The 18,394-nt window shown below is 75.7% G+C and carries 9 protein-coding genes; all 9 read right to left on the bottom strand.

All coding sequences use genetic code 11. The features are described 5' to 3' along the window. Positions 1–183: 183 nt before the first annotated feature. The 9 genes from ACPPVO_RS05645 to ACPPVO_RS05605 all read right to left on the bottom strand — a co-directional run bounded on the left by ACPPVO_RS05645 (position 184) and on the right by ACPPVO_RS05605 (position 18,369). On the bottom strand, positions 184–1,233 hold the full coding sequence (locus ACPPVO_RS05645; protein ID WP_426510200.1) for an NADPH:quinone reductase: 1,050 nt from the start codon (positions 1,231–1,233) through the stop codon (positions 184–186). Next, positions 1,230–2,255 carry a 2-oxo acid dehydrogenase subunit E2 gene (locus ACPPVO_RS05640; RefSeq protein ID WP_426510199.1) on the bottom strand — a complete coding sequence of 342 codons (1,026 nt, stop codon included), beginning with the start codon at positions 2,253–2,255 and terminating at the stop codon, positions 1,230–1,232. Before ACPPVO_RS05640 ends, ACPPVO_RS05645 begins: the two co-directional genes overlap by 4 nt. Beyond that, the gene (locus ACPPVO_RS05635; RefSeq protein WP_426510198.1) at positions 2,252–3,190 is read right to left on the bottom strand and encodes an alpha-ketoacid dehydrogenase subunit beta; all 939 of its coding nucleotides are present in this window, start codon (positions 3,188–3,190) and stop codon (positions 2,252–2,254) included. The genes ACPPVO_RS05640 and ACPPVO_RS05635 overlap by 4 nt, the downstream gene beginning before the upstream one ends. Beyond that, positions 3,187–4,062: a thiamine pyrophosphate-dependent dehydrogenase E1 component subunit alpha gene (locus tag ACPPVO_RS05630; protein ID WP_426510197.1), complete on the bottom strand. Its 876-nt coding sequence runs from the start codon at positions 4,060–4,062 to the stop codon at positions 3,187–3,189. Before ACPPVO_RS05630 ends, ACPPVO_RS05635 begins: the two co-directional genes overlap by 4 nt. 74 nt (positions 4,063–4,136) lie before the next feature. Beyond that, a complete protein-coding gene (locus tag ACPPVO_RS05625) occupies positions 4,137–5,198 on the bottom strand; it encodes a glycosyltransferase family 4 protein (protein WP_426510196.1) in 1,062 nt (353 codons plus the stop codon). 2 nt (positions 5,199–5,200) lie between these two features. Beyond that, positions 5,201–5,497 (bottom strand): phosphopantetheine-binding protein, encoded by a 297-nt coding sequence (locus tag ACPPVO_RS05620; RefSeq protein WP_426510195.1) that lies wholly within the window; start codon positions 5,495–5,497, stop codon positions 5,201–5,203. Next, positions 5,494–5,676, bottom strand: coding sequence for an MbtH family protein (locus ACPPVO_RS05615; protein ID WP_426510194.1), 183 nt, complete (start codon positions 5,674–5,676; stop codon positions 5,494–5,496). Before ACPPVO_RS05615 ends, ACPPVO_RS05620 begins: the two co-directional genes overlap by 4 nt. Next, positions 5,669–10,888 (bottom strand): amino acid adenylation domain-containing protein, encoded by a 5,220-nt coding sequence (locus ACPPVO_RS05610; protein ID WP_426510193.1) that lies wholly within the window; start codon positions 10,886–10,888, stop codon positions 5,669–5,671. Before ACPPVO_RS05610 ends, ACPPVO_RS05615 begins: the two co-directional genes overlap by 8 nt. Further along, positions 10,885–18,369 carry an amino acid adenylation domain-containing protein gene (locus tag ACPPVO_RS05605; RefSeq protein WP_426510192.1) on the bottom strand — a complete coding sequence of 2,495 codons (7,485 nt, stop codon included), beginning with the start codon at positions 18,367–18,369 and terminating at the stop codon, positions 10,885–10,887. Before ACPPVO_RS05605 ends, ACPPVO_RS05610 begins: the two co-directional genes overlap by 4 nt. Positions 18,370–18,394: the final 25 nt, after the last annotated feature.

Here is an 18,394-nt window from a genome sequence, read left to right as displayed (position 1 = left end):
CAAATAGTGAACGCCGAACGAAGCGTGGATCGCCGGAAGTGGATCGTGACCGTTTCGAGCGTTTCCCACGAAAAGGTCCACGACTCGGCAAATGACGGTTCGTGCACGCCTCTGACCTGGCTATCTAATGTTCAGAAAATACCGCCGAAAATCGCTGTCCGAAAGGTCGATGGCCGGGTCCTGCTAATTGCTGGTAGCGACGCGAATGAGGACCTTGCCGACGACCCCGCTTTCCACCGCGGCGTGCGCGGCCGCCGTCTCGGACAGCGGATATTCGTGCAGCGGCACGCCCGTCTCCGCCCCGAAGCGCAGGGCGCCGTCGGCGAGCGCGGCGTTCACCGCGGCGGCGCCGTCGGCCAGGGCCGCGGACGGGACGGTGTAGAGCAGCACGAACTGGTACCGCACATTGAGCACCATGAGCCGGCGCACCTCGACGCTCAGCGGCCCGCCGGAGCTGTCGTTGGCGTAGACGGCGATCGTCCCGCCGGAGCGCAGCACGGCCAGATCGAGCTCAAGGTTGTGCGCCGCGGCGACCTCCACGACCACGTCCACGCCGTCCGGGAAGACGGTCCGGAGGCGCTCGGCCGCGTCGGCGGCGCGGTAGTTGACCACGTGGTGCGCGCCGGCGAGCCGGGCCAGCTCGGCCTTCTCCGGCCCGCTGACGGTGGCCGCGACGGTCGCGCCGGCCCAGGCCGCGAGCTGGATCGCCGCGTTGCCCACGGCCCCGGCCCCGCCCGCGACGAGCACGTTGCGGCCGGCCAGCGCGCCGGGGGCCAGCCGCGCCGGGGCGCCCTCGTGCACGGTGAGCGCCCGGTGCGCGGTCATCGCGGGCACCCCGAGGCTCGCCCCGGCCTCGAAGGACGCCTCGTCCGGCAGCGGTACCGCACGATCCGCCGGCACCACCGTGTACTCCTGGGCGGTCCCGCTCCCAGGCCGCTGGTAGGCCGCCATGACCAGCCACACCCTGTCCCCCACGGCCAGCCCGGTCACCCCGTCCCCGACGGCGTCGACGACCCCGGAGCCGTCCTGGTTGGGCACCTGGCCCTCGGGCGCGACCGGCGCCATGGCGGTGGCGCCGCTGCGCGTCTTCCAGTCGGTGGGGTTCACCCCGGACATCACCACGCGGACGCGGACCTCACCCGGCCCCGGCTCGGCGAGCTCCCGCTCGGCCGGTTCGAGTACCGAGGCCGCGCCGAACTCGGTGTACATGATCGCGCTGTAGTTCTTGGTCATACGGCCAACGTAGCCGCCACCGCCTTGAGGAACGAGGTCGCGCCGCGGCCGTTGAGGACCCGGTGGTCGTAGGCCAGCCCGAGCTGCACGTGCCCGTCCACCTGCGCGGTGAGCGAGACCGCGCACGTGGTGCCGGGCAGCACCAGCGGCACGGCGGCGGTCACGTCCGGGTCGGTGTGCAGGGCCAGCAGGATCGCCGGGCCGGCGAGGTCGGCCGGGCGGAAGGCGCCGCGCAGGGCGGTGGTGCGCAGCTGCATCAGGCGGCCCGCGATGTCGGCGAGCGACAGCGCCGGCACGTCGCGGATGACCGGCACGTGCAGGCCCTGGCCGACGTCGACGGTCACCCCGACGTCGACGCTCGCGGCCCGGCGCACCCGGTCCGGCGGCGCGAACGCGGCGAAGCAGTCCGGGTGCTCGCCCGCGGCCGCGCCGATCGCGGCGACGGTCAGCTCGGGCAGGCCGATCATCCGGCGGTACCGCCGCGTGAGGTCGCGCCCGCGCGCCACGGCGGCCCCGACCGGCACGCGCACGGCCACGAACGCCTGCGGGATGCCGCGCGCCGACTCGCTCACCACGGCGGCCACGGCCCGCTGGACCGGCGAGAGCCGCTCCTCCCGGAAGGCGGCGGGGGCCGGGGCCAGCTCGTCGAGGTCGGCGACCCGGACCACCTTGCGCCCGAGCGCCTCCACGGCGGCGCGCGAGATTCCCCGCTCGGCCATGGCCCGCAGCGCCGGCTCGGTGATCACGATGTGCGAGATCTCCGCCGGGACCGCCGCCGGAGCCGGGCCGGGGGCGGCCTCCAGCCGGCCGATCACGGCCCCGGCCGGAAAGACCGCGCCGACCGGCAGCAGCGGCCGCAGGTAGCCGGAGTCGGTGGCGGGCAGCTCCTCGGCCGCTTTCGAGGTCTCCACGGTCGCGACCGGATCGCCCGCGCGCACCAGGGAACCGGCGGGCGCGATCCACTCCACCAGCGTGTACTCGGCGTCGTTGGTGTTGAGCTTGGGTACCCGGATCTCGGTCACGTGAGCGCCGAAACGATCGTCGAAGCCTGCACGAGCACCTCCCGCTCCAGGTGGGCCGCGGTCGGCACCACCGTGTCCGCCGCGTGCAGCACCCGCACGGGCCGCCCGCAGTCCCGCAGCCGGTACGCGACCTCGGTGCCCCAGGAGGCGCCCGGCGGCCCGTCCTCGACCACCAGGACCTGCCGGGCCGGGTGGCCCAGCACCGGCTCCGGGTCCCACGGGTAGAGCCGCGTGGGCACGTGCAGGGCGCCGCACAGCTCGTACCGCACCAGCAGCGCCTCCATCGCCTCCAGCGCGCGGTGGGCGAGCCCGCCGGGCGCCACGATCAGGTAGTCGTCGCTCGGCGCGCCGTCCACGACGACCACGTCCCCGTCGGCCGTGAACGGGCCGGGGACGCCCATCGGCCGGCCGTACAGCACCTTGTCCTCGAACAGCACCGCGGGCCGGCCGCTCGCCAGCATCGCGCGCAACAGCGGCAGCGGCTCGTGGAACGGGCTCAGCTCGAAGACGTCGAGGCCGGGCACGCCGAGGAAGTGCTTCTGCGGGCTCTGGCTGTGCGTCGGGCCGTAGCCGCGGTTGCCCCCGGTGGGGCAGCGCACCACCAGCGGCATCGGCACCGGGCGGCCGAACATCGCCGTCGACTTGGCCGCCACGTTGACGATCTGGTCGAAGGCGAGCAGCGCGAAGTCGGCGAACATGATCTCGACGATCGCCTTGTCGCCGGCCAGGGCCAGCCCGTTGGCGATGCCGACGACCGCCGACTCACTGATCGGGGTGGCGAGGACCCGGCCCGGGTGGCGCGTGGACAGGCCCCGGGTCACCTTGAAGGCGCCGCCGTACGGGTCGGTGATGTCCTCGCCCAGCAGGTACAGCGCCGGGTCCTCGTCCAGGAGCGCGGCCAGGGCGGCGTTGAGGCGCTCGGCGACGCGGGTCACCGCGGGTCCCAGGTCGAGGGCGGGCGGGCGGTGACGTCCGCGACGACGGCCGCGACCCGCTCGCGCTGCTGCGTGTCGAGGGGGGTGCCGGCGTGGCGGGGGTACCAGTCCGGCAGCGCGGCCACGGCGGCGGCGGGACGGGTGTCGTCGCCCTTGCTGTGCGGGCCCAGGCGGTGCACGGCGAACTCGACGACCAGCGGCCCGGCCCCGTCGCGCACGTGCTTGAGCGGCTCCTCCAGCATCGCCCGCACGGCCGCCACGTCGTCGTCGAGCTCGGCCACGGGCACGTGCACGTGGGCGACGCCGAACGCGGCCGCCCGCGCGGCGATCGTGCCGGCCATGGCCGCCGCCGACGGGGTGCTCTGCGCGATGCCGTTGTGCTCGACCGCGACCAGCAGCGGCAGGCGCCACAGCGCGGCGAGGTTCAGCGTCTCGTACACCGCGCCCTCGCCCCAGGTACCGTCGCCGATGAATGCACACGCGAGCCGTCCGGGCTCACTGCGGGCCTGGTGCAGGGCGGCCCCCGCGGCCAGCGGCAGGCTCTCGCCCTGCACGCCGGTGGACAGGTAGCGGTCGCGCCGCAGGTGCTGGCTGCCGCCGACGCCGTGGCACACGGCCCCGTCCCGCCCCATGATCTCGGCGAGCAGGCCGGCCGGGTCGTCGAAGCGGGCGAGGTAGTGGCCGTGGCCGCGGTGGTTGGAGAACACGAAGTCGCCGGGGTCCAGCAGCGGCATCAGGGCGACCGGCACCGCCTCCTGGCCGAGGCAGGTGTGGGTGGTGCCGTGCAGCAGCCCCTGCGCGAACAGCTCCAGCAGCGCGGTCTCGAAGTGGCGGATGAGCAGCAGCGTCCGCAGGTCGTCGCACGCCGTCACCTCCGCAAGCTCCGGCGCCGACGCGACAACCCTGAGCCCATGGTGAGCGGCCCCTCCGCTCCGCTCCGGACCACTCACAGGTTCACCAGGTGCTTCTCGAGCGCCCCCGGGTCCAGGGCGGCGACGAACGCGGCGGCCGCCTGCCGTCCCTGCGCGGCGACGGCGGCCGCGTCGTCCAGGGCGGCCAGCCAGGGCGCGATGTCCTGCGGCGGCACGATCGGCCGGGGGTACGGCTCCCCGCCCCGCTGCGGCCGGTACCCGGTGATCGGGGTGACCGGCAGCAGGTACGGCACCCCGAGCTTGGCCTCCCGCAGCCCGCCGACGTCGGCCGCCAGCACCGGTACCCCGTGCAGCATCGCCTCGACCGCGGTATACCCGAACGTCTCGTCCCACAGCGACGGCATCAGCAGCGCGCGGCTACCCCGCAGCACGTCGGCGATGTCCGGGACGGCCGCGACGACCTCGATGTTGGGGCGCGCGGCGAGCTCGGCCAGCTCGTCATCGGTGCTGCCCCAGGTCCGCACGGCCCGGAACCGGGTCGCCGGGCGGGCGTCGGCCAGGCCCAGCAGGACGGGCAGCCCCTTGAAGCCGCACGGGTTCACCATCGTCACCACGCCGCCGGCGTCGGACAGGTCCGGGTGCGGCCCGGGGCCGTAGACGTGGGGGTAGAGCACGGTGGACTCGAGCCCGCCGTGCTCCCGCACGTAGTCGTGCGCGGCCCGGCTCACCGCGACGATCGAGCGCGCCCGGGCCACCATCCGGTGCCCGGACTCGCTGGGGTAGAACGCGCGCGGCCCGAACGGCAGCTGCTGGAGGGTGTGCACGAGGTACACCACCCGCCCGGGCGCGGCCCGCAGCGCCGAGCCGAGCACCATGAGCCCGGGATCGTCGGACGGCACCAGCACCGCGTCCGGCTCCTCGGCCGCGGCGACCTCGCGCACGAGCCGGGGCAGCCGCGGGCCGCCGGCCGCGAACACCTCCACGCCCGCGATGGTGCGCACCCCCGGCTCGCCGCGGGTGACGGCGACGCAGCGGTGCCCGCGGGCCGCCAGCTCCTGCAGCAGCAGCCGGTTCGACTTCGTGGCGCCGCCGTGGCCGGGCAGGTACGGCATGTTCTGCGCCAGCAGCACCCGCATCGCTAGTCGGCCCGGCTCAGCAGCTGGGCCACCTCGGCGTCGGACATGCCGTCGAGCTCGGCCAGCGCCGCGGCCATCCGGGCCCTGTCGATCACCCGGGCCGCGAAGGCGACGGTCAGGTCCTCCTCGAACAGCTCGTCGACGGGCAGCTCGAGGCCCATCTCGTGCTGCACCCGGGCCAGGAAACCGACCAGGGTCAGCGACTCGCCGCCGAGGTCGAAGAAGTCGTCCCCGGCCGACGCCGGCTTGAGCCCCAGCTCGGTCCAGATCCGCGCGACCGCGGCCTCCTCCGGCGTCATCTCCGCTCCCCCCGCAGGCTCGCCGGCCGCATGTCGGTCCAGACGAGGTCGATGTGGTCGAGGCACTCCTGGCGCGCTCCGCGGAAGCCGGAGGCGTGCCAGCCGGGCGGCGTCGGGTCGCCGGCGGGCCAGATCGAGTACTGCTCCTCGTCGTTGCGCACGACGACGTAGTCATCCATGGGTGTGCTCCTTGCGGCGTTGGCGGACTTGGGCCCCGATGAGGTCGTCCGGGGCCGCGTCGGGCACCCGCTCGTCGAAGCGGGCCAGGCTCGGCAGCCGCAGCGACACCAGCACCTGCACCACCATCACGGTGGCCAGCAGCAGGAACAGCAGCGCGGTGCCGCGGCCCGGTCCGGTGCCGATCAGCCCGCCGACGCTCCCGGCCAGCGCGCCGCCGGGCGCCATGAGCGGGTCGAGCAGGCGGCTGCCGAGCGGCGCCACGACCGCGTAGCCGATCGGGATGGTGGAGAACGCGATGACGGTGTTGACGGCGAAGACCCGGCCGTGGAAGCGCTGCGGCACCTTCACCTGGACGATCGTGGTGTACACGCCGTTGGCCAGGGTCAGCCCGAGCGACATGCCGAGCGCGCCGGCGGCCACGAGCAGCTCGTTCGGCCGGAGCCCCGGCAGCGCGCTGCACAGCGCGAGCCCGAGCACGACCAGCAGCATGCCGCGCACCCGCTGCCGCCGCGGGCCGCCCCAGAAGCTCATGAGCAGGCCGCCGGCGACCGCGCCGAGGCCGCCGGCCGTGCTCACCCGGGCCACCGCGCCCAGGTCGGCGAACGACAGCACGAGCGGCGAGAGCAGCAGGAACAGCGGGGTCATGAACAGGTTGAGCACGGCGAAGAACACGAGGACGGGGCGGAGGCCGCCGGGGCCCAGCGCGTACCGCCACCCGCCGGCGACCTCCTGCCAGAACGTCTCCCGGCGCACCCAGGCCAGGGTCTTCGGGAACCGCACGGCGAGCGTCACGCCGACCGCGACGACGTAGCTGACCACGTCGAGCAGCAGCACCCCGCGCAGGCCGACGGTGGCCAGGAGCCCCGCGGCGACGAGCGGGACGAGGAACTGCCCGGCGCCGAAGGAGAGCTGGACCATGCCGTTGGCGTGGCCGAGGTACCGCTTGGGCACCAGCTGCGGCACCGCCGAGGAGAACGCCAGCCGCTGGAACGTCAGCGCGACCGACAGCACGACGAGCAGCCCGTACACGTGCCCCACCCGCAGCGTGCCGGTGAGGGCCAGCGCGAGCAGCACGGCCTGGCTGGCCCCGGCGGCGAGGTCGCCGCCGAGCATCACGCGGCGGCGGTCGAAGCGGTCGACGACGGCCCCGGCGACCGGGGCGACGAGCATGCCGGGCACCAGGCCCAGCACCGCGAAGACCGCGAAGCGCACCAGCGAGCCGGTCTGCAGGTAGATCCAGAGCGGGATGGCGAACTCGGTCAGCGCCGAGCCGACGATCGACACGAGCTGCCCGGCCGCGACCGCCATGAATCGGCCGAGGCTGGGCTCCGGCCCCTCGGTCCGCTCCACGGTGGACGAACGACCGGCCACCTCCCAGCCGCCCTGCGGGTCCCGCAGCCGCTCGTCGGTGCGGTGCACCTCGGTGACGACGTGCGCGAGCTCCTCGGCGCGGTACTTCAGGAAGAAGTGCCCGCCCTCGTCCAGCACCACCAGCGCGGTCGCCCCGGTCAGGAAGTGCCACTCCCGGTAGCGCTCGCGGTAGAACTCGGTCTGCGAGTCCTGGCTGCCGACCACTGACACGATCGGGGCCCGCAGCGGGGTGACGTGCCCGGCGAACAGGCCGGTGAAGTACTCCTCGGCCAGCCGCGTGTGCTCGCGCATGTTGGCGATGATGAGGTCGGCCTCGTCCTTGTCGAACTCGGCCATCTCGACGCCCATCGAGCGCAGCCAGTTCTCGTACACCCGGTTGGACAGCAGCGCCTCGCGCCCGGCCAGCCGCGCCAGCAGCCCGCTGAACCGGCCGGTGGGGCGCGCGAACGGGAACACCGCGCCGATGTAGACGGCCTCGACGGTCCGCCCGGCGGCCTCCAGCCGGCGGGCCAGCTCGACCGCGACGGAGGAGCCCACGCCGCAGTGGCCGTAGACGACGAGCGGGCCCTCGACGCGCTCCAGCACCTCGGCGGTGAGCCGCGCGGCGAGCTCCTCGAAGGGCAGCGCCGCCTCGCGCACGCCGATGTCCTGGCCCGGGATGGCGACCGCGTGCAGCGACCACCCGGCCGGGAGCGCGTCGGCCAGGGGCTGGTAGACGACCGCGCTGCCGCCGCCGTACGGCACCGCCACGATCGAGGCCACCCGCCGCTCGGGCGGGACTGGCCGCGTCAGCTCGTGCAGCAGCCGCCGGGGCCCGCGGTCCGGCTCCGCCAGCCGCCGCGCCAGCTCGCGGAGCGTCTTGTGCTGGAACACGTCGAGCACGGAGACCTGCCCGCCGGCCTTGCGCAGCCGGGCCACGACCTGGGTGGCGACGAGGGAGTGCCCGCCGAGGTCGAAGAAGTCGTCGCCGGCCCCGACGCGCTCCACCCCGAGCAGCTCCTGCCAGACGCCGGCGACGAGCCGCTCGGCGTCGGTGGCGGGCTCGACGAACGCGACCTCGGCGCTGCGCGTGACGGTCGGGGCGGGCAGGGCGCCGCGGTCGAGCTTGCCGTTCGGGGTCAGCGGCAGCGCGTCGAGCCGCACGAACGCGGCCGGCACCATGTAGTCGGGCAGGCGCTGCTTCAGCGCCGGGCGCAGGTCGGCGTCGGGGCCGACCACGTAGGCGACCAGGCGGTCCTCGCGCACGACCACGGCGGCGTCGTCGACGCCGGGCTGGGCCCGGATCGCGGTCTCGATCTCGCCCAGCTCGATGCGCAGGCCGCGCAGCTTGACCTGGGTGTCGAGGCGGCCGAGGAAGTCCACGGTGCCGTCGGGGCGCATCCGGGCCCGGTCGCCGGTGGCGTACATCCGGCGGCCGGGCGGGCCGTAGGGGTCCGGGAGGAACTTCTCGGCGGTGAGGGCCGGTCGGTCGAGGTACCCGGTGGCCAGCGCGATGCCGGCGATGAACAGCTGGCCGGGGACGCCGACCGGGGCGGGCCGCAGCCGGGCGTCGAGCACGTAGAGGGCGACGTTCTGGATGGGCGCGCCGATCGGCACCCGGGCCAGGCCGGCGAGCGCGTCGCCGTCGCAGTGCCAGGCGGAGACGTCGATCGCGGCCTCGGTCGGCCCGTAGAGGTTGTGCAGGCCGGCCGGGAGGGTGGCCACGCAGCGGCGGGCCAGGTCGGCCGGGAGCGCCTCGCCGCTGCACACGATCGTGCGCAGCGAGGTGCACGCGGCCACGTCCTCGGTCGCGAGGAACACGGCGAGCATCGACGGGACGAAGTGCACGGTGGTGATCTGCTCGGCCCGGATGAGGTCGCGCAGGTACTCGGCGTCGCGGTGGCCGCCCGGCTGGGCCAGGACCAGGCGGGCGCCGGTCATGAGCGGCCAGAAGAACTCCCAGACCGAGACGTCGAAGCCGGCCGGGGTCTTCTGCAGCACCGCGTCGCCGGGGCCGATCCGGAACCGGCGCTGCATCCAGTCGAGCCGGTTGAGCAGGCCGCGATGGGTGTTCGGCACGCCCTTGGGCCGGCCGGTCGAGCCGGACGTGTAGATGACGTAGGCGATGTCGTCGAGCCCCGGCCCCGCGAAGCCGTCCGGGTCGGCGAGGGCGTCGTCCAGCGGCCGCGCGCCGGAGTCCGCGCGCATGAAGGCCAGGCGGTCGGCGGGGTACTCGGGGTCGAGCGGCACGTAGGCGGCCCCGGCCCGCAGCACCGCGAGCAGCGCGATGACCAGCTCGAACGACCGGTCCGTGGAGACCGCGACGAGACTGCCGCGCGGGATGCGGGCCGCGAGCCGGGCCGAGCGCTCGTCGAGCTCCCCGTAGGTCAGGTGCCGACCGGCGAAGGTGAGCGCCACGGCGTCCGGCCGCTCGGCCATCCGGGCCTCGATCAGCGCCGGCACGGTGGCGGCGGGCAGCTCGACCGGCTCCGGCGCCCGCAGCACCGCGGCGCGCTCGTCCGGCTCCAGCAGGTCCACATCGGACAGCCGCCGGGACGGGTCGGCGGCGACCTCGGCGAGGAAGCGGCGGAAGTGCCCGGCGAAGCGGACCGCGGTGTCGTGGGAGAACAGGTCCGTGTTGTAGACGACCGTCGCCCACAGCTCGCCGGGGTGCTCCCTGACGTACAGCTCCAGCTCGAAGCGGGTCGCGGACACCGGGGCCGGCCAGTGCCCGGGGGTGAGCCCGCCCCAGTCCGTTCCGGTGTACTCGTCGTAGTTCTGCAGCGCGAAGAGCGCCTGGAAGATCGGCGAGCGGCGGACGTCCCGGGGCAGGTTGAGCTCCTGCACCAGCTGCTCGAAGGGCAGGTCCTGGTGGGCGTACGCGTCCAGGCACGCCTCCTTCACCCGCCCGAGCAGCTCGGCGAAGGTCGGGTCGCCGGCCAGCGGCGCGCGGACCGTCACCGTGTTGACGAACATGCCGATGAGTCGCTCCAGCTCCGGCGGCTGCCGCCCGGCCACCGGCGAGCCGACGGCGAACTCCGACTGCCCGGTGAGCCGCCCGAGCACCGCCAGGAACGCGGCCAGCAGCGTCATGTGCAGCGTGACGCCGTGGTCGCGGGACAGTGCCGACAGCTCGTCGCGCAGGCCCAGGGCGAGGCTGTGCTCGGCCCCGGTGAACGTCTGCCGGGGCGGGCGCGGGTGGTCGGTCGGCAGGTCGAGCGGCTCGACGCCGGCCAGGGTCCGCCGCCAGAAGTCGACGCTCGCCGGGAACCCGGTGTTGGCGCGCTGCCAGGCCGCGTAGTCGCCGTAGCGCACCGGCAGCTCGGGGAGCGTGCCCCCGGCGTAGAGGGTGGCGACCTCGCCCGCGAACAGGTCCATCGACCAGCCGTCGGTGACGATGTGGTGGACGGCGACGGCGAGCAGGTGGTCGCCCGGGGCCAGCTCGACGAGGGCCGGGCGCAGCAGCCGGCCGGCCGCGAGGTCGAACGGCTCCGCCAGGTGCGCGTCCAGCCCTTCCAAGGGCAACAGCGGCAGCGGTACCGGTCCGGGCTCGTCGATGCGCAGTTCGGGCCGGCCGTCTCCGGCGTCGGCGAACCGGCTGCGCAGCGGCTCGTGCCGGGCCACGACCCCGGAGATGGCGTCGGCGAGCCGCCCGCGGTCGAGGTCGCCGTGCAGCCGCAGCACGATCGGGATCACCGCGGCGAGGTTGCCCGGGGCGAGCTGCTCGAGGAACCAGAACCGCTCCTGCGCGAACGACAGCGGCGGCGGCGTCCCGGCGGGAAGGGCGGGGACGGTCCGGGCCGAGCGCCCCTTGAGGCGCTGTTCGAGCAGCGCCCGCTTGGCCGGCGAGAGCGTCGTCATGCGGTCTCCCCCAGCAGCCGCTCGGCCTCTTCGTCGGTGAGTGCGCTCAGCTCGGCCACGATCAGCCCCTCCACGGCCACGGCCAGCTCGGCGAGGACGGGATGGGCGAACACGGTCCGCAGCGGCACCTCGGTGCCGGTGGCCGCCCGCAGGCGCCCCACCACCTTCATCGCCAGCAGCGAGTGGCCGCCGACGGCGAAGAAGTCGTCGTGCACGCCGACCCGCTCCAGCCCGAGCACCTCCCGCCACACCTCGGCGACCAGCTCCTCGGCGGCGTCGCGCGGCGGGATGTACACCGTCTCGGCGGCCGTCGCCACGGCCCGCGGCGCCCGGACCGACCGCAGCAGCGCGGCCCGCGCGGCGGCGTCCCCGCCCGCGTCGACCGTCGACAGTGCGGCGTCGGGGTTGGACAGCAGCGCGGTGGCGAGCGCCTCGAAGCGCAGTGCGAGCGCCTCGGCGGTGGCCCGGTCGAACAGGTCCGCCCGGTAGCCGAGCACCAGGCGCAGGCCGTCAGCGGTGCGCCACACGTCGAGGCTCAGCTCGAACTTCACCTGGCGCGCGCCCGGGTCGTGGAACTCCGCCTCGACCCCGGGCAGCACGTCGGTGCCGGCCGCCTCCTCGGTGTGCAGCGTGAACGAGGTCTGGAACAGCGGCGTCCGGTTGAGCCGCCGGGGCACGTCGACCGCGGCGAGCAGCCGGTCGAAGGGCACGTCCTGGTGGGCGTACGCGGCCAGCGCGGTGTCCCGGGTGCGGCCGAGCAGTTCCCGGAACGTCGGGTCGCCGGCCAGGTCGGCGCGCAGGGCCAGGGTGTTCACGAAGAAGCCGATCAGGTCGGCGACCTCGACGCGGGGCCGGTTCTCGATGGGGGTGCCGACGCAGAAGTCGTCCTGGCCGGTGAGCCGGGCCAGCAGCACCTCGTAGACCGACAGCAGCACCATGAACGGCGTGCACCGGGCCTCGGCGGCGATCCGGCGCACCCCGGTGGCCAGGCTCGCGGGCAGGTCGTGCACCAGGAACCGGCCGTCGAAGCCGGTCATCTCGGGCCGCGGCCGGTCGGTGGGCAGGTCGAGGATCGGCACGCCGGTCAGCTGGCCGCGCCAGTACTCCAGCTGGTCGTCCTCGTCCCGCCCGCGCTGCCAGACGGCGAAGTCGCCGTACTGCACCGGCGGCTCCGGCCCCGCCTCCCCGGCGTACGCCGCCCGCAGCTCGCGCACCAGCACGCCGAGCGAGCGCCCGTCGGCCGCGATGTGGTGCACCACGAGGCCGAGCACGTGGTCGTCGGGGCCGAGCACCCGCAGCCCCGCGCGCAGCAGCAGCCCGGAGGCGAGGTCGAACGGCCGGTTGGTCCAGGCCCCGACGTCGTCGCCGCGCTCCAGCACCAGCCGCGCGCCGGTCACCTCCTGCACCGGCTCGTCCTCGCCGGGGAGGAAGCGCGTGCGCAGCGACTCGTGCCGGGCCACGACCGTGTTCAGCGCGGCCTCCAGCCGGGCCGGGTCCAGCGGGCCCCGCAGCCGGTAGGCGACGGCGATGTTGTAGGACGCGTCCGCGGGGTCGAGATGGTGCAGGAACCACAGGCGCTGCTGGCCGTAGGACAGCGGGCCCCGGGTCAGGCCGCGGCGGGTCACCGGCTCCTCGGCGCGGTACCGGTCCACCGCGGCCGCGAGCCCGGCGACGGTCGGGACGAGGAACAGCGCCCGCACCGGGATGTCCCGCCCGGTGGCCGCGCAGAGCTTGGCGACCGCGGCGATGGCCAGCAGCGAGTGGCCGCCGAGGGCGAAGAAGTCGTCGTTCGCGCCGACCCGCTCCACGCCCAGCACGCCGGCCCAGACCTGAGCGACGAGGTCCTCGGCCGGGGTCCGCGGGGCCACGTACCCGCCGGCCGCGGCGACGGGCGCGGGCAGGGCGGCCCGGTCGACCTTGCCGTTGACCGTGAGCGGGATGCGGTCCAGCACCGTCAGGTGCGTCGGCACGAGGAAGGCGGGGAGCCGCTCGGCGAGCTCCCGGCGCAGCGCGGCCGGGTCGAGGCCCGCGCCGGCCGCGTAGGCCGCCAGGGCGCCGTTGCGCACGACGACCGCGGCCTGGTGCACACCCGGCAGGCCCCCGAGCACCGTCTCGACCTCGCCCGGCTCGACCCGGTAGCCGCGGATCTTCACCTGGTCGTCGAGGCGGCCCAGGAACTCCAGAAGCCCGTCATGGCGCCAGCGGGCGCGGTCGCCGGAGCGGTACAGGCGGGCGCCGGGCGGGCCGAAGGGGTCGGGGCGGAACCGGTCGGCGGTGAGCCCCGGCCGGCCCAGGTAGCCACGGGCCACGCCGTCGCCGGCGATGCACAGCTCGCCCGGGACGCCGGCCGGGGTCAGCCGCAGCCGCTCGTCCACCACGTACACCCGGGTGCCGGCGATCGGGGTGCCGATCGAGGTCTCGCGCGGGCCGAGCGCGCCGGTGGTCGCGATGACCGTCGTCTCGGTCGGGCCGTAGGTGTTGAGCAGCTCGACGCGGCCGCCGACCTCGGCGTACCACTGGGCGAGCCGGTCCGCGCGGACCGTGTCGGCCCCCAGGATGAGCAGGCGCAGCGCCGCGGGCCAGGGCACCCCCGAGCCGACGAGCTCGTGCCAGTAGGGCGTGGGCAGGTCCAGGACGGTGACGGGCTCGCGCGCCAGCAGCTCGGGCAGGTCCTCCCCGGGCGGCAGCAGCACCAGGCGGGCGCCCGCGGTAAGCGTCGGCCAGACCTCCTCGACGTGGGTGTCGAAGCTGACGGTGGCGAACTGCGCGACGACGTCGTGGGCGCTCAGCCGGTACCGCCGCCGCATCCACGAAACGCGCGAGCTCAGCGCCTCCCGGGTGACCCCGACGCCCTTCGGCGTGCCCGTCGAGCCGGAGGTGTGGATGACGTAGGCCAGGTGCGCCGGGTCCACAGTGGACTCGAACGGTTCCCCTTGCGCGACCGCGCCGACGGTCACCGCGCACCCCTCGGCCAGCAGCGACCGGCGGGCCTGCGGGTAGCGCGGGTCGATCGGCACGTACGCCGCGCCCGCCTTCAGCACCGCCAGCAGCGTGACGATCAGGTCGAGCGAGCGGGGCATGAGCACGGCCACTCGGTCGTCGGGGCGCACCCCCTGCGCGCGCAGCCACCCGGCCTGGCGGGCGGCCCGCTCGTTGAGCTCGCCGTAGGTGAGCGACGCGGTTCCGCACGACACGGCGACCGCGGCCGGGTCCTGGGCGGCGACGAGCCGCACCACGTCGGGCGCGTCGCCGGCCGGGCCGGTGCCGAGCGCGACCAGCTCCTCCCGCTCCCCCGGCCCGAGCAGGTCCACCTCGGACAGCCGCCGCGCCGGATCGGCGGCCAGCAGCCGCTCCAGCCGGGCCAGCAGCCGGTCCGCGGTGGCGGCGTCGAAGAGGTCGGTGCGGTAGTTGAGGGACAGCTGGATGCCGTCCGGCTCCCGCCAGACGTCGAGCATGAGGTCGAACTTGGCCTGGGCGAGGCCGTCCTCGGCGTGCTCGGCGGCGATTCCGGGCAGCAGGCCGGTGGTCGCGCCCTCCTCGGTGTGCAGGATCAGCATGGTCTGGAACAGCTCGGTGCGCGACGGGTCGCGGGGCAGGCCGAGCTCGGCGGTGAGGCGCTCGAACGGGATCTCCGGGTGGGCGTACGCGCCCAGGGCGACCTCGCGCACGCGGCCGAGCAGCTCGGCGAGGGACGGGTCGCCGGACAGGTCGGTGCGCAGCACGAGCGTGTTGACGAACATGCCGATGAGCCCGGCGAGCTCGGGCCGGGCGCGGTCGGAGACGGAGGTGCCGACGCTGATGTCGCTCTGGCCGGTGTGCCGGGCCAGCAGCGCCTGGTAGCCGGCGAGCAGCACCATGAACAAGGTGCAGCCGTGGGCCGCGCCGAGGCGGTCGAGCGCGTCGGCGGCCCCGGCGCCGAGGCGGCGGCGGGCGTGGGCGCCGCGCGAGGTCTGCACGGCCGGGCGGGGGCGGTCGGTGGGCAGGTCGAGGTGCGCGACCCCGGCGAGCCGCCGGGTCCAGTAGGCCAGGTCGCGCTCGTCGCCCCGCGCCCGCTGCCACTCGGCGAAGTCGGTGTACCGCACCGGCAGCTCGGGCAACGGCTCTCCGGCGTAGGCGGCGTACAGCTCCTCGCACAGGATCCCCAGCGAGCGCCCGTCGCCGGCGATGTGGTGCATCACCAGGCACAGCACGTGCTCGTCGTCCGCCACCGGGACGAGCCCGGCGCGCAGCAGCATCCCCGAGCCGAGGTCGAACGGCCGGTTGGTCCAGCGGGCCACGTCCGCGGGCGCGCCGCGCTCCAGCGCCGGGCGGTTGCCGGTGACGACCTGGCGGGGCTCGCCGTCGGCCGCGAAGAAGCGGGTGCGCAGGGTGTCGTGGCGCGCGACGACCAGCTCCAGGGCCCGGTGCAGCCGGTCCGCGTCGAGGAGCCCGCGCAGGCGGTAGACGAGCGCCATGTTGTACGCGGCGTCGTCCGGCTCCAGCACCTGCAGGAACCACAGCCGCAGCTGGGCCGGGGACAGCGGGGCGGGCGCGGCCGGATCCGCCCGCGGGGTGACCGGCACGTCGCGGGTGCGGTCCGGGGCGGCGACGAGCTCGTCCACGGCGGCGGCGAGCGCGGCCACGGTCGGGTGCGCGAACACGGTACGCACGGCGACCTCGTAGCCGCAGGCGACCGAGAGCCGCGCCGCGACCGCCATCGCCGGCAGCGAGTGCCCGCCGAGCGCGAAGAAGTCGTCTTCGACCCCGAAGTCGAGGACGGTCCCGTCCGACGTCACGGCGTCGGACCGGTTCAGCGCCTCGGCCCAGATGTCCGCCACCAGGCGCTCGGTGTCGGTCCGCGGGGCCACGCCGGTGCCGGTCGCCGGCGCGGGATCGGGCAGCGCGGCCCGGTCGAGCTTGCCGTTCGGGGTCAGGGGCAGGGCGTCGAGGGTGACGTACACCCGCGGAACCATGGGCCCGGGCAACTGCTCGGCGAGGTCGTTGCGCTCGGGGGCGCCGACGACGTAGGCGACCAGCCGGTCGTCGCGCACCGCGACCGCGGCCTGCCGCACGCCCGGCAGCGCGGCCAGGTGGGCCTCGATCTCGCCGAGCTCGATGCGGTGCCCGCCCAGCTTGATCTGGTTGTCGGCCCGGCCGAGGAAGCGCAGCTGCCCGTCACCTCCCCAGCGGGCCAGGTCGCCGGTGCGGTAGAGCCGGGCGCCGGGCGCGCCCCACGGGTCGGGCCGGAACCGGTCGGCGGTCAGGGCCGGGCGGCCGAGGTAGCCCCGGGCCACGCCGAGCCCGCCGATGCACAGCTCGCCGACCGCGCCGGGCGGCAGCTCGCGGCCGTCCTCGTCGCAGATGCGGATGTGGGTGTACGCGATCGGCTCCCCGATCCGCACCTCGTCGGCGTGCTCGGGCACGGGCCACGCGGCCGACCAGATGGTCGTCTCCGTAGGCCCGTAGACGTTGAGCGTGGCCCGGCTCTTCGCGCGCAGCTCCCGGGCCAGCGCGAGCGGCAGGGCCTCCCCGCCGACCAGCGCGACGACGCCGGGCCGGTCGAACCCCGCGGCGAGCAGCAGCCGCCAGCGCGACGGCGTGGTCTGCACGTGCGTGACCCCGGCCCGGGCGATGAGCGCGTCCAGGCGGTGCCCGTCGCGCTGGGCCTCCTCGTCGGCGAGCACGATCCGCCCGCCGGTGACCAGCGGCAGGAACAGCTCCAGCCCGGCGATGTCGAAGTTGAGCGAGGTGACGGCGAGCCAGCGGTGCCCGGGCCGCGACCCCAGCCGGGCCGCCATGTCGAGGACGAAGTTCGTGAGCGCGTGGTGCTCGACGACCACGCCCTTCGGACGGCCGGTCGAGCCGGAGGTGTGCAGCACGTACGCCACGCCCGCCCCCGGGTCGCCGGCGCGCGCGTCGGCCCGGATCAGCTCCTGCCGGGCGGGCGGGTAGCCGGGGTCGACGGGCACGTAGGCGGCCCCGGCCCGCCAGACCGCGAGGACCTCCTCGACCAGCTCGGGCGTGCGCCGCAGGGCGATCGGCACTAGCACCCCGGAGATCTCCTCGGCCCGCCGGTCCACGTTGGCCATCAGCTCGGCGTAGGTGCGGGTCTGCCCGTCGGCGCACTCCAGCGCCACGGCGCCGGGCGTGCGGGCGGCCTGGGCGTCGATCAGGTCCAGGACGGTGCGCGGGTCCCGACGCCAGCGGGTCGGCCGCGGCGGCTCGGGCGCGCGCCCCTCGGCGAGCATCCGCAGGTGCTCGGCGAAGTGCTCGAGCGCCCCGTCCTCCAGGTCGGTGTACCGCAGCGCCAGCTCGGCGCCGCCGTCCGGCCGGGGCACGGCCTCGACCACGAGGTCCTGCTCGACGGCGGGCACGTCGTGGTGCCAGACCTCGGCGTGCAGGCCGGGCCACGCCTCGGTCGCGCGCGGCTGGTGCAGGTGCAGGGCGACGCGGAACAGCGGCGTGCTCCGGCCGACGGTCTCGAACGGCACCTCGTGCGCGAGCGCCTCGGTGACCGTGCGGCGGGTCCGGCGCGCGACCTCGGCCAGGTCGCGGGCGCCGCTCAGGTCGGTCCGCAGCGCGACCGGGTTGAGGAAGCAGCCCACGACCGGCTCCAGCTCGACCCGGGGGCGGCCCGACGAGATGGTGCCGATGCTGACGTCGGGGTCGCGGGTGTACCGCGCCACCGCGTCGGACAGCACCGCGAGCAGGGCGGCGAACGGGGTGGCCCCACGCCGCCGGTCCAGGGTGCCCGGGGCCAGCTCCAGCCGTAGCGCCCGGGTCGGCGCGCCGGGGGCGTGGTCGCGGGCGAAGGGCAGGCGGGTGTCGCCGAGGCCGGCCAGCCGCTCCCGCCAGTAGCGGGCGTGCGCCTCGGGCACCGGGCGGGCGGCGGCCCAGGCGGCGTAGTCGGCGTACTGCAGCCCGGGCGGGGCGCCGAGGTCGTGCCCGGCGTAGGCCCGCGCGACCTCGCGCCGGACCAGGTCGACCGAGTGCTCGTCGAAGGCGATGTGGTGGCCGACGAAGAGCAGCACGTGGTCGTCGGGGGCGGTCTCGACCAGGGTGGCCCGGAAGACGGGGCCGGTGGCGAGGTCGAAGCGCTCGCGGACGGCCTCGGCGGCGATCGCGTGCGGGTCGCCGGCGCACACGTCGAGGCGGACCTCGGTGCGTTCCAGAACCCGTTGCCAGGGCCGGTCGCCGACGACCTCGTAGACGGTGCGCATGGCCTCGTGCCGGGCCGCGACCGCGGCGAACGCCCGGCGCAGCGCGGCCACGTCGAGCCGGCCGCGCAGCCGCAGGCCGAAGGTGGCGGGCGGGGCGGCGCCGAGCCGGTCGGCGACCCAGATGCGCCGCTGCGCGGGCGAGCACGCGACGAGCCCGCCGCCGGGCGGCCGCGGCGCGATGGCGTCGGGCGCGCCGCCCGCGCCCGCGCGGCGGGCGGCGAGCAGGCGGTCGAGCGCGGCGCGGCGATCCGGATCAAGGCGCGCTAAGGCAGGCGTGACCATCAATCGTTCCCCCGCGAACAATTAG

Origin of the sequence: Dactylosporangium sp. McL0621 (genome assembly GCF_049995355.1) — a bacterium.
In the GTDB taxonomy this organism is placed as follows: domain Bacteria; phylum Actinomycetota; class Actinomycetes; order Mycobacteriales; family Micromonosporaceae; genus Dactylosporangium.
This window is presented reverse-complemented; position numbering and strand designations above follow the sequence as displayed.